This is a genomic window from Polaromonas sp. YR568, from assembly GCF_943369415.1.
In the GTDB taxonomy this organism is placed as follows: Bacteria; Pseudomonadota; Gammaproteobacteria; order Burkholderiales; family Burkholderiaceae_C; genus Polaromonas.
The window spans coordinates 192,629-204,823 of sequence record NZ_CALRNF020000003.1; the positions used below are offsets into that span (position 1 = coordinate 192,629).

The window sequence follows — 12,195 nt, forward strand, 5'->3', positions numbered from 1 at the left end:
ATGCGGCATTTACAAGACCAAACCGTGTTGATCCTGGGCCTGGGCGCGTCCGGCCTGGCCATGGCGCGCTGGTGCGCGCGCCACGGAGCACATGTGACGGTTGCCGATACGCGCGAAACGCCGCCCCTGCTGGCCACGCTGCGCGAGGAACTTCCGGCCGTGGCTTTTGTGGGCGGTGCCTTCACGCCGGAACTGGTGCAGGGCACGGCGGTGCGCGCCGTCTACCGCTCGCCGGGCCTGACGCCCGAGACCATTGCGCCGGTGGCTGATGCCGCGCGCGCCATGGGGCTGCCGGTGGGCGGGGAACTGGACCTGTTTGCGCGCGCGCTGGCCGACCTGGGCGAGCCGCCGGCCGCCGAGGTGGTTGAAGAGCCTGAGCAAGCTGCTGCGACGCCCGAGCTACCGGCGGATGCGCCCTTGTCCGGGTCGCCCGAGGCGCCTGAGGTGTCCGATACGTCTGGCGCGGCCGAAGCCGTTGACGAAGGCGCCGCTGTGACCGATGTCGTCGATGCCTCTGATTCGCCCGAAGGCGAAGCCGTTTTGGCGGCCGAGGCTTCCAGCGAGTTGCAAGAGACGGCCATGGCCGCAACCGAGGCCACCGACGGCCTGCCGGTTCCCGACGACGCCGGCGAAGAAGCCGCGCTGCCTGCCGCCCTGCTGGCCCTGGTGCAGGCCGAACCCGTGCCTGGCTACCGCCCCGCGGTGCTGGCCATCACCGGCACCAACGGCAAAACCACCGTGACCTCGCTGCTCGGCCAATTGGTGCAGCGCGCCGGTAAAACTGTGGCCGTGGCCGGCAACATCGGCCCCACGCTGCTCGACACGCTGTCGGCCCACATGGACGCGCAAACCCTGCCGCAGGTCTGGGTGCTGGAGCTGTCCAGCTTCCAGCTGGCCGACGTGCAGGGCTTTGAACCGACGGCAGCCGTGGTGCTCAACATCACGCAGGACCACCTGGACTGGCACGGCGACATGGATGCCTATGTCGCGGCCAAGGCCAAGGTGTTCGGCAACAGCACCTTCATGCTGCTCAACCGCGACGACGCGCGCGTGATGGCCATGCTGCCGCCGCCCGTCAAGGTGCGCCTGAAGCCGCCGCAGCTGCGCCCGCATGCCACCTTCGGCGCGGGCGAGCCGCAACGCCCCGGCGACTACGGCATTGAAACCGTCAACGGCATGACCTGGCTGGTGCGCGCCGCCGAGGCCGACGAAACCATCAAGCGCCGCAAGGACGAAGAGGTGGAACTGCATGTGCAGCGCCTCATGCCTATCGAAGCCCTGCGCATACGCGGACGCCACAACGCCACCAATGCCCTGGCGGCGCTGGGCCTGGCCGTGGCAGCGGGCTGCAACCTGGCGCCCATGCTGCACGGCCTGCGCGAATACCGCGGCGAGCCGCACCGTGTCGAGTCGGTTGCCGTCGTCAAGGACGTCGAATACTTCGACGACAGCAAAGGCACCAATGTGGGCGCCACCGTGGCGGCGCTGACAGGCCTGGGGCTGGACCGCAAGCTGGTGCTGATCCTGGGCGGCGAAGGCAAGGGGCAGGACTTCTCGCCGCTGGCCGACCCGGTGCAGCGCCATGTGCGTGCCGTGGTGCTGATAGGGCGGGACGCTCCCTTGATCAAGGAAGCCCTGCCGCGCAACATTCCCATGTTCGACGCCGGCTCGATGGAAGAGGCTGTCACCCTGGCCGCGCAGCAGGCCCAGACCGGTGATGCCGTGCTGATGTCGCCCGCCTGCGCCAGCTTCGACATGTTCGACAACTACGAGCACCGCGCCCGCGTCTTCTGCGAAGCGGTGCAGGCTTTGGCCCGCGACCAGGGGGAGGTGCTGTGACGGCCGCAGCACGTCTTTCCGGCTGGTTCTCCGGCTTCGGCAAGGCCGCGGCCGAGGTCCTGCCCGTGCGGCTGGGCGGGCAAAGCCTGTCGCGCACCCTGGCGGCGCCGCCCGTGCGCATGGCCGGCTTCGACCAGGCGCTGCTCTGGGTCACGGTCGCCTTGCTGATGTGGGGCCTGGTCATGGTGTATTCGGCCTCCGTCGCCATGCCGGACAACCCCAAGTTCGCGCGCTATGCGCACACGCATTTTGTGGTGCGCCACATGCTCTCGCTGGCCGTTGCCTTCATCGTCGCCGTGCTGGCCTTCCAGGTCCCGCTGGCGACCTGGGAAAAGGTCGCGCCCTGGCTCTTCGTCGTCTCGCTGCTGCTGCTGATCCTGGTGCTGGTGCCTTTCATCGGCAAGGGCGTCAACGGCGCGCGCCGCTGGATCTCGCTGGGCATCATGAACTTCCAGCCGTCGGAGCTCGCGAAATTCGCGGTGCTGCTGTACGCGGCCGACTACATGGTGCGCAAGATGGAAGTGAAAGAGCGCTTCTTCCGCGCCGTGATGCCCATGGCGATCGCCATCGCGATTGTCGGCCTCCTGCTGCTGGCCGAGCCCGACATGGGCGCTTTCATGGTGATCTCGGTGATCGCCATGGGCATCCTCTTCCTCGGCGGCGTCAATGCGCGCATGTTCTTCGTCATTGCGGGCGTGGTGGTGATCGCCTTCAGCCTGATGGTGATGCTCAGCGAATGGCGGCGCGAACGGATTTTTGCCTACCTGGACCCCTGGAGCGATAAATACTCCATGGGCAAGGGCTACCAGCTCTCGCACTCGCTGATCGCCTTTGGCCGCGGCGAGATCTTCGGCGTGGGCCTGGGCGGCAGCATCGAAAAACTGCACTGGCTGCCCGAAGCCCACACCGACTTCCTGATGGCCGTGATCGGCGAGGAGTTCGGCCTGCTGGGCGTGCTGGTGGTCATCGGCCTCTTCATGTGGATGACACGCCGCATCATGCACATAGGCCGCCAGTCCATCGCGCTGGACCGCCTCTTCGCCGGCCTGGTCGCGCAGGGCGTGGGCATCTGGATAGGTTTCCAGACCTTCATCAACATCGGCGTGAACCTGGGCGCCTTGCCGACCAAGGGGCTGACCTTGCCGCTGATGAGTTATGGCGGATCTGCGATTTTGATGAACCTGATTTCGCTGGCGGTGGTTTTGCGGATCGATTACGAAAACAGGCTATTGATGCGCGGAGGCCGCGCATGAACAGTCTGTTTCGCCAAAACTGGCTCAGCGCGAAGCGCTGCGGCGCGCCAGCGCCGTTGATGCGCGGAGGCCGCGCATGAACAGCATGAACACGAAGTATTTCTCCCTCCCCCGCTGGGGGAGGGCAGGGGTAGGGGCCAGCGGCCTCTTGATCTGCATAGCGCAAGAGCATAAGCAGCCGGCCCCCATCCCAACCTTCCCCCAAAAGGGGAAGGAGCAAAACCCGGAGGCCGCGCATGAGTGAACAACGTTGCGCCCTGATCATGGCCGGTGGTACCGGCGGGCACATCTTCCCCGGCCTGGCCGTGGCCGAGGCCCTGCGCGAGCGCGGCTGGCGCGTGCACTGGCTGGGCAGTCTTGGCAGCGCCAACCGTCCCAGCATGGAAAGCCAGCTGGTGCCGCCGCGCGGTTTTGAGTTCGAGCACATCGAGTTTTCCGGCGTGCGCGGCAAGGGCGTGCTCACGCTGGCATTCCTGCCGCTGCGTCTGCTCAAGGCTTTCTGGCAAAGCATCCAGGTGCTGCGCCGCGTCAAGCCCGACGTGGTGGTAGGCCTGGGCGGCTACATCAGCTTTCCGGCCGGGATGATGAGCGTGCTGCTGGGCAAGCCGCTCGTGCTGCATGAGCAGAACTCGGTGGCCGGCATGGTCAACAAAGTGCTGGCGAGTGTGGCGGATCGCGTCTTCACCGCTTTCCCCGATGTGTTCCGCAAAGGCGAATGGATAGGCAACCCGCTGCGCCCGGCCTTCACGCGCCAGCCCAGCCCGGTCGAGCGTTTCGCGGACCGCGGCGGCCCGCTCAAGCTGCTGGTGGTGGGCGGCAGCCTGGGCGCGCGCGCGCTCAATGAACTGGTGCCCAAGGCGCTCGCGCTGCTTCCCGTTGCCGGACGGCCGCTGGTCACGCACCAGAGCGGCGCCCAGCAGATCGACGAGCTTCGCGCCAACTACAAGGCGGCCGGCGTGAAAGCGGAACTCACGCCTTTTATCGAAGATACCGCGCAGGCTTTTGCCGATGCCGACCTGATCATCTGCCGCGCCGGCGCCAGCACCGTGACCGAAATCGCGGCCGTGGGTGCCGCGGCGCTGTTCGTGCCTTTCCCGGCCGCCGTCGACGACCACCAGACCGCCAACGCGAAGTTCCTGGTAGAGCAGGGCGGCGGCTGGCTGATCCAGCAGCGCGACCTGACGGCGGACAAGCTGGCCAACATCCTCAAAACAACCGGGCGCTACACGCTTCTGGAGCGCGCGCTACAGGCCAAGACCATGCAAAAAACCGATGCCACCGCACAGGTGGTGGCCGCCTGCGAGGAGCTGGCGAAATGAAACACGCCATCAAGAACATCCACTTCATCGGCCTGGGCGGCGCGGGCATGTCCGGCATCGCCGAAGTGCTGCACAACCTGGGCTACGTCATCTCCGGTTCCGACCTGTCGGACAGCGCCACGCTGCGGCGCCTGGCCGGGCTGGGCATCAAGACCTTTGTCGGCCATGCGGCGGACAACCTCGCCATGGTCGACGCGGTGGTGACCTCCACCGCCGTACAGGCCGACAACCCCGAGGTGCTGGCGGCACGCGAGAAACGCATTCCCGTGGTGCCGCGCGCGTTGATGCTGGCCGAGCTGATGCGCCTCAAACAGGGCATCGCCATCGCCGGGACGCACGGCAAGACCACCACCACCAGCCTGGTGGCCAGCGTGCTCGCCGAAGGCGGCCTGGACCCGACCTTCGTGATAGGCGGGCGCCTGAACAGCGCCGGCGCCAACGCCAAGCTCGGCTCGGGCGACTACATCGTGGTCGAGGCCGACGAATCGGACGCCTCCTTCCTGAACCTGCTGCCCGTGATGGCGGTCGTCACCAACATCGACGCCGACCACATGGAAACGTACGGCCATGATTTCGGCAACCTCAAGAAGGCCTTTGTCGACTTCCTGCACCGCATGCCTTTTTACGGCACGGCGATCCTGTGCACCGACGACCCCGCCGTGCGCGACATCGTGCCGCAGGTGTCCTGCCCCATCACCAGCTACGGCTTCGGCGAGGACGCGCAGGTGCGCGCCGTCAACGTGCGGCCCGTGGGCGCGCAAATGCATTTCACGGCGCAGCGGCGCAACGGCGTCACCCTGCCCGACATGGAGGTGGTGCTCAACCTGGCCGGCGAGCACAACGTGCTCAATGCCTTGTCGGCGATTGCCATCGCCGCCGAACTCAACGTGCCCGACGCGGCGGTGCAAAAAGCGCTGGCCGAATTCCGCGGCGTGGGCCGCCGCTTCCAGAGCTACGGCGACATGCCGGCCAAAGGCGGCGGGCATTTCACCGTGATCGAGGACTACGGCCACCACCCGGTGGAGATGGCCGCGACGCTGGCCGCCGCGCGCGGCGCCTTCCCGGGCCGGCGCCTGGTGCTGGCCTTCCAGCCGCACCGCTACACGCGCACACGCGATTGTTTCGAGGATTTCGTCAAGGTCATAGGCAATGCCGACGCCGTGTTGCTGTCCGAGGTGTATGCCGCCGGAGAGGCGCCCATCGTCGCGGCCGACGGCCGCTCGCTGGCGCGCGCGCTGCGCGTGGCCGGCAAGGTCGAACCGATCTTTGTGGACGACATCGACGCCATGCCGCAGGCGATTGTGGACAACGCCCTGGGCGGCGATGTCGTGATGTGCATGGGGGCCGGCTCCATAGGCCAGGTGCCGGCCCGGGTGGCCGACATGCTGCAGGCCGCAGAAGACTCCAAGACCGCAGGAACCCGAGCATGAACCAGAACACCCCCAACTTTGGCAAGGTCGCCGTCCTGATGGGCGGCGCGTCGGCCGAGCGCGAAGTCTCGCTGATGTCGGGCAGCGGCGTGCTGAAAGCGCTGCGCTCGCGCGGCGTGGACGCCCATGCCTTCGACCCGGCGGAACGCGACCTCACCGAGCTCAGGAAAGACGGCTTTGAGCGCTGCTTCATCGCGCTGCACGGCCGTTTCGGTGAGGACGGCACGGTGCAGGGCGCGCTGGAATTGCTGGGCATTCCCTACACCGGCTCCGGCGTGATGGCTTCCAGCATGGCGATCGACAAGGTCATGACCAAGCGCGTGATGATTTCCGAAGGCTTGCCGACGCCTCAGTACCGCTTGCTGCGCCGCGGCGCCTATGGCGCGGCCGACATCGCCGCCGTGCCCGACGCGCTGGGCCTGCCGCTCATCGTCAAGCCCGCGCGCGAAGGTTCTTCCATCGGCCTGACCAAGGTCACCACGCGCGAAGGCATGGCCGAGGCGGTGGCGCAGGCCGAAAAACTCGATGCCGATGTGCTGTGCGAGCAGTTCATCAGCGGCGACGAAGTGACCTGTCCGGTGCTGGGAACCGGCGCCGGCGCACGCGCGCTACCCGTGATCCGCATCGTGGCGCCGGACGGCAACTACGACTACCAGAACAAATACTTCACCGACACCACGCAGTACATCGTGCCTTGCGAATTGCCCGAGGGCGAAGAGGCGGCGATCCAGCAACTGGTGCTGGACACCTTCCGCATCCTTAACTGCCGCGGCTGGGCGCGCGCCGACGTGATGATAGACAAGGCCACGCGCAAGCCCTACCTGCTGGAGATCAACACATCGCCCGGCATGACGGGCCACTCGCTGGTGCCCATGTCCGCGCGCGCGGCCGGCATTTCGTACGAAGACCTGTGCGTGGAGGTGCTCAAGACCGCCGCGCTGGACCATCTGAAGCAGGGGGAGGCGTAATTTGAACCGCAGAGCGCCCAAACCCACCGCCATGCCGCTGGACGTCAAGCTCATGAACACCTTCTCGGTGGTCCTGGGGCTGGCGTTTGCCGCCATGGTCGTGGCGCTGGGTGTGGCCTGGGTGCTGCGCCAATCGCTGTTCAACCTGAGCGCGATCCGCGTGCAGGGCGACCTCGCGCACAACAACGCGGTCACGCTGCGCGCCAATGTGGCGCCCCGGCTGGCCGGCAATTTTTTCACGGTGGACCTGGGCGCCACGCGCGCGGTGTTCGAGTCGGTGCCCTGGGTGCGCCGGGCGCTGGTGCAGCGCGAGTTCCCGAACCGCCTCAAGGTGGTGCTGCAGGAGCACAAGCCGGTGGCCTTCTGGGGCGCCGAGGGCGACGCCCGCCTGGTCAACAATTTTGGCGAAGTATTCGAGGCCAACCAGGGCGAGGTCGAGGCGGAAGACCTGCCCGTGCTGGACGGCCCGCAGGGGCAGGCACCGCTGGTGCTGCAGGCCTTCCAGACGCTCTCACCCCTGTTCGACGACACGGACAGCACGCTGGAGCAGTTGCAGCTGAGCGGCCAGGGCGGTTGGCGCGCCCAGCTCGACAGCGGCGCCGTGATCGAACTCGGCCACGGCACGCTGCCGGAAATCGAGGCGCGCACGCGCCGCTTTATTGCCACGGTGACGCAGGTGTCGTCGCGTTACGGGCGGGACCTGGAGTCCGCCGACCTGCGTTACGGCAACGGCTATGCGATCAGGCTCAGGGGTGTCACCACGGGTGCCTCCGCTGACAAAGACGACGGAAAGAAAAAAAGGTAAACATATGGCCAAAGAATACAAAGATCTGGTGGTTGGGCTGGACATCGGCACCAGCAAGGTCATGGCCGTGGTGGCCGAGGTCATGCCGGGCGGCGAGCTCAAGCTCGCGGGCCTGGGCATCGCGGCGAGCAACGGCTTGAAGCGCGGCGTGGTGGTCAACATCGACGCCACGGTGCAGAGCATCCAGCAGGCCTTGAAAGAGGCCGAGCTGATGGCCGACTGCAAGATCGCCCGCGTCTACACCGGCATCACCGGCAGCCACATACGCGGCATCAACTCCAGCGGCATGGTGGCGGTCAAGGACAAGGAAGTCACGCAGGCCGACGTGGCGCGCGTGATCGAGACGGCCAAGGCCATCAACATCTCGACCGACCAGCGCCTGCTGCTGGTCGAGCCGCAGGAGTTCGTGATCGACGGCCAGGACGTGCGCGAGCCCATAGGCATGAGCGGCATACGCCTGGAAGCCAAGGTGCACATCGTCACGGGCGCGCAGAGCGCGGCGGAGAACATCATCAAGTGCGTGCGGCGCTGCGGCCTGGAAGTGGACCAGCTGATGCTCAATCCGCTGGCCTCCAGCCTGGCGGTGCTGACGCAGGACGAGCAGGAGCTCGGCGTGGCGCTGGTCGACATAGGCGCGGGCACCACCGACGTCGCCATCTTCACCGGCGGCGCCATCCGGCACACCGCGGTGATCCCTATCGCCGGCGACCTGATCACCAGCGACATCGCCATGGCGCTGCGCACGCCCACCAAGGACGCCGAGGACATCAAGGTGGAAAGCGGTTACGCCAAGCAGCTGCTGGCCGACCCGGACCAGCAGGTGGAGGTGCCCGGCCTGGGCGACCGCGGCCCGCGCATGCTGAGCAAGCAGGCGCTGGCCGGTGTGATCGAGCCGCGCATCGAGGAAATTTTTTCGCTGGTCCAGCAGGTGATCCGCGAGTCGGGCTATGAAGAGGTGCTGTCATCCGGCATCGTCATCACCGGCGGTAGCGCCGTCATGCCCGGCATGGTGGAACTCGGCGAGGACATTTTCCTCAAGCCGGTGCGGCGCGGCATACCGCGTTATTCGAGCGCGCTGTCCGACATGGTGGCCCAGGCCCGGGCCGCCACGGTCATGGGCCTGCTCGAGGAAGCCCGGCTGGCGCGCATGCGGGGCTACAAGGTGTCGCAGAAGGCGGGCAGCGTGCACAACGCATTCGGCAGGGTCAAAGACTGGTTTGTGGGGAACTTCTGACCATGAAAACCTATTCCACTTTTATCGGCAGGCCTTCACGTTGCATGCATTCAGGCGGGGCGGACCCCCCTGCGTGAGAACGCCATGTCAACCAAAAATACAAATTTCCAATTATTGGCAACTGCAGTTTATTGATTAGGAGGCTCCCAATGAGCATCGAAATGATTGAAATCGAAGAATTCAACCAGGGCACACAGATCAAGGTGATCGGTGTCGGCGGCGGCGGCGGCAATGCCGTCGGGCACATGATTGAATGCGGCGTGCAAGGCGTCGAATTCATCTGCGCCAACACCGACGCGCAGGCGCTCAGCCGCGGCAGCGCGCACAAGACCATCCAGCTGGGCAACAGCGGCCTGGGCGCGGGCAGCAAGCCCGACAAGGGCCGCGACGCGGCCGAGCTGGCGGCGGACGACATTCGCAGCGCCATCGACGGCGCGCACATGCTGTTCATCACCGCCGGCATGGGCGGCGGCACGGGCACGGGCGCCGCGCCCGTGATCGCGCGCATCGCCAAGGAGATGGGCATCCTGACGGTCGGCGTGGTGACCAAGCCTTTCGAATTCGAAGGCGGCCGCCGCATGACCAATGCCGACCTGGGCCTGGCCGAACTCGAAGCCAACGTCGACTCGCTGATCGTGGTGCTGAACGAGAAGCTGCTTGAAGTGCTGGGCGACGACGTCACGCAGGACGAGGCTTTCGCGCATGCCAACGACGTGCTGAAAAACGCCGTGGGCGGCATTGCCGAAATCATCAACGTGCCCGGCCACGTCAACGTCGACTTTGAAGACGTGCGCACCGTGATGGGCGAGCCAGGCAAGGCCATGATGGGCACGGCCAAGGCCAACGGCCCGGACCGCGCGCGCATCGCCGCCGAGCAGGCCGTGGCCTGCCCGCTGCTCGAAGGCATTGACCTGTCGGGCGCCAAGGGCGTGCTGGTGCTGATCTCGGCGGCCAAGGGCTCGCTCAAGCTGAGCGAATCCAAGCTGGCGATGAACACCATCCGCGCCTACGCTTCGCCCGACGCACACGTGATCTACGGCACGGCCTATGACGACGAGCTGGGCGACGACATCCGCGTGACCGTGGTCGCGACCGGTTTGTCGCGCCAGGGCGTGCGCCGCCATGCGCCGCCGCTGCAAGTGCTGCGCACCGGTACCGACAACGTGCCGTTCAACGTGCCTACGTTGAATACCGCGGCCGGCGCCACGGGTGCAACGCAGATGACGACGGGATCGGCCCAGCCGGATTACGGGAACATGGCTGTGCCCAGCGTGTGGCGGACCAATCGGACGCAGGCTGCGGCCAAGGTGGATGCTTTGGCTTCCGGCGGCATGGACGACTTCGAGATCCCCGCCTTCCTTCGCAAACAAGCCGATTAATGGGTGTAAAGCTACTGCGCGTCCCGATCTTGCGCTTGTGGTGCTCCCCGTACCTGAGTACGGGTCCGCTCCTCAGCGCAAGCTCGGGCCGCTCGCTACGCTTTCCATCCCATTAATCGCCGTTGGGAGGGACGCTTCGCTCCCTCTGCTCCCGCTGCCATCAGGCGCCGTGGCGGACGGCAATGCACTGTGCCTATGTGCGGCATTGCTATCCCCTACGCCCGAAATGGCCTTGCGCAAATTAAAATACACCGATGCTTGCCCAAAGAACCCTTAAATCCCTGACCAAAGCCGTGGGCGTGGGCCTGCACAGCGGGCAGCGGGTGGAACTGACCTTGCGCCCTGCGGCGCCGGACACGGGCATTGTGTTTCGGCGGGTGGATCTGCCGCAGCCGGTGGACATTCATATCTCGGCGCAGGCGGTGACGGATACGCGGCTGGCTTCCACCATTTCCAGCGGCAGTGCCAAGGTGCACACGGTGGAGCATTTGATGTCGGCCTGCGCGGGCTTGGGCATTGACAACCTTTATGTGGACATCACGGCCGAGGAAGTGCCCATCCTGGACGGTTCGGCTTCGTCGTTTGTGTTTTTGCTGCAGTCGGCGGGCATTGAATTGCAGGCCGCGCCCAAGCGTTTCATCCGCGTGATCAAGCCGGTGGAAGTGCGTGAAGGCGAGGGCACCAACGTCAAGTGGGCGCGCCTGTCCCCTTACGAGGGCTACAAGCTCAGTTTTGAAATTGATTTCGACCACCCGGCGGTGGACTCCACCGGCCAGCGCGTGGAGTTCGACATGGGTTCGGGCGCCTACTCGCGCGACATCGCGCGGGCCCGTACCTTCGGTTTCACCAAGGACGTCGAGATGATGCGCGCCAACGGCCTGGCGCTGGGCGGCGGGCTGGACAACGCCATCGTGATGGACGACTACAAGGTGCTCAACAGCGACGGGCTGCGTTACAACGACGAGTTCGTGAAGCACAAGATCCTTGATGCCATGGGCGACCTCTATTTGCTGGGCAAGCCGCTGCTGGCCGCCTACAGCGCCTTTCGCTCCGGCCACGCGATGAACAACAAGCTGCTGCGCGAGCTGCTCGCGCACAAGGATGCCTACGAAGTCGTCACCTTCGAGGACGAGAAAAAAGCGCCCCAGGGTTTCGCCACGCTGGCGCGCGCCTGGTAGGCGCGCGGGCGCACCTCATCCATGCTGCTGTTTCGCTGGCTCATCCTGTTGTTTTTACTGGCCGCCGTGGTGGCCTTCATGTTTTACGCCGGCACCGGGCAGGCGCGCTACAAGCGCTTCGGCCTGACCATCCTCAAGTGGACGCTGATCGCCGCCTTCGGCTTTTTTGCGGTGCTGATTCTTGAGCGTGTGGCCTAGCGGCCTTTCACGTTTCCGGCCGCGTCAGCGGCTGCGCCCGCCGCGGTAATTTCCGGTCATTGGCGCTCCCGTGCCGCTGGCCTGCGCCAGCCGCGCCATGGCACTGCCCACGTGGGCGTGGGTGATGGCGAGGCCCAGCGCATCGGCGGCGTCCTTGCCGGGCAGCGAGGGCAGCTTGAGCAGCCGCATCACCATCTCCTGCACCTCGGCCTTGCCGGCTTTGCCGTAGCCGGCCACGGCTTTTTTGAGCTGCAGGGCCGTGTACTCGGCCACCGCCAGTTCGCGCGAAACCAGCGCCGTGATGCAGGCGCCGCGCGCCTGGCCCAGCAGCAGCGTGGCCTTGGGGTTGACGTTGACGAAGATGATTTCGACCGAGGCCGCGTCGGGCTGGTAACGCTCCACCACCTCGCACACGCCCTGGAACAGCACCTTGAGCCGCCCGGGCAGGTCGGCGCGCTCCAGGTGCGTGGTCTTGATGGTGCCGCTGGCCACGTAGCGCAGGTGCGGGCCGTCCACGTCGACCACGCCGAAGCCGGAAGTCTGCAGGCCGGGGTCTATGCCTAGGATGCGCATGGGCGGTACCGGAACCGGG

The 12,195-nt window shown here is 66.2% G+C and carries 11 protein-coding genes; 10 read left to right on the forward strand and 1 reads right to left on the reverse strand.

Annotation, left to right across the window (positions count from 1 at the left end):
• The 10 genes from murD to ACLV74_RS03455 all read left to right on the forward strand — a co-directional run bounded on the left by murD (nt 1) and on the right by ACLV74_RS03455 (nt 11,603).
• Nucleotides 1–1,839 (forward strand): UDP-N-acetylmuramoyl-L-alanine--D-glutamate ligase, encoded by a 1,839-nt coding sequence (gene murD, locus ACLV74_RS03410; protein ID WP_411877964.1) that lies wholly within the window; start codon nt 1–3, stop codon nt 1,837–1,839.
• Nucleotides 1,836–3,092, forward strand: a complete 1,257-nt coding sequence (ftsW, locus tag ACLV74_RS03415; RefSeq protein ID WP_411877965.1) for a putative lipid II flippase FtsW — start codon at nt 1,836–1,838, stop codon at nt 3,090–3,092. Before murD ends, ftsW begins: the two co-directional genes overlap by 4 nt.
• A 236-nt stretch (nt 3,093–3,328) precedes the next feature.
• Nucleotides 3,329–4,411, forward strand: a complete 1,083-nt coding sequence (murG, locus tag ACLV74_RS03420) for an undecaprenyldiphospho-muramoylpentapeptide beta-N-acetylglucosaminyltransferase (protein WP_411877966.1) — start codon at nt 3,329–3,331, stop codon at nt 4,409–4,411.
• Nucleotides 4,408–5,841, forward strand: coding sequence for a UDP-N-acetylmuramate--L-alanine ligase (gene murC, locus ACLV74_RS03425; protein WP_411877967.1), 1,434 nt, complete (start codon nt 4,408–4,410; stop codon nt 5,839–5,841). The genes murG and murC overlap by 4 nt, the downstream gene beginning before the upstream one ends.
• Entirely contained in the window at nt 5,838–6,809 is a 972-nt protein-coding gene (locus ACLV74_RS03430) for a D-alanine--D-alanine ligase (protein ID WP_411877968.1), read from the forward strand. Before murC ends, ACLV74_RS03430 begins: the two co-directional genes overlap by 4 nt.
• A gap of 31 nt (nt 6,810–6,840) precedes the next feature.
• Nucleotides 6,841–7,614, forward strand: a complete 774-nt coding sequence (locus ACLV74_RS03435; protein WP_411878044.1) for a cell division protein FtsQ/DivIB — start codon at nt 6,841–6,843, stop codon at nt 7,612–7,614.
• Nucleotides 7,615–7,618: 4 nt separating this feature from the next.
• Nucleotides 7,619–8,848, forward strand: a complete 1,230-nt coding sequence (gene ftsA / locus ACLV74_RS03440) for a cell division protein FtsA (RefSeq protein ID WP_411877969.1) — start codon at nt 7,619–7,621, stop codon at nt 8,846–8,848.
• Between the two features lie 149 nt (nt 8,849–8,997).
• The gene (gene ftsZ / locus ACLV74_RS03445) at nt 8,998–10,227 is read left to right on the forward strand and encodes a cell division protein FtsZ (protein ID WP_411877970.1); all 1,230 of its coding nucleotides are present in this window, start codon (nt 8,998–9,000) and stop codon (nt 10,225–10,227) included.
• A gap of 254 nt (nt 10,228–10,481) precedes the next feature.
• Nucleotides 10,482–11,405: a UDP-3-O-acyl-N-acetylglucosamine deacetylase gene (lpxC, locus tag ACLV74_RS03450; protein WP_411877971.1), complete on the forward strand. Its 924-nt coding sequence runs from the start codon at nt 10,482–10,484 to the stop codon at nt 11,403–11,405.
• 21 nt (nt 11,406–11,426) lie between these two features.
• Entirely contained in the window at nt 11,427–11,603 is a 177-nt protein-coding gene (locus tag ACLV74_RS03455) for a hypothetical protein (protein WP_411877972.1), read from the forward strand.
• 24 nt (nt 11,604–11,627) lie between these two features.
• Here ACLV74_RS03455 and ruvC read toward each other — a convergent pair whose 3' ends face one another.
• Complete coding sequence (gene ruvC / locus ACLV74_RS03460; RefSeq protein ID WP_411877973.1) at nt 11,628–12,176, reverse strand: crossover junction endodeoxyribonuclease RuvC; 549 nt, start codon at nt 12,174–12,176, stop codon at nt 11,628–11,630.
• Nucleotides 12,177–12,195 lie beyond the last annotated feature (19 nt).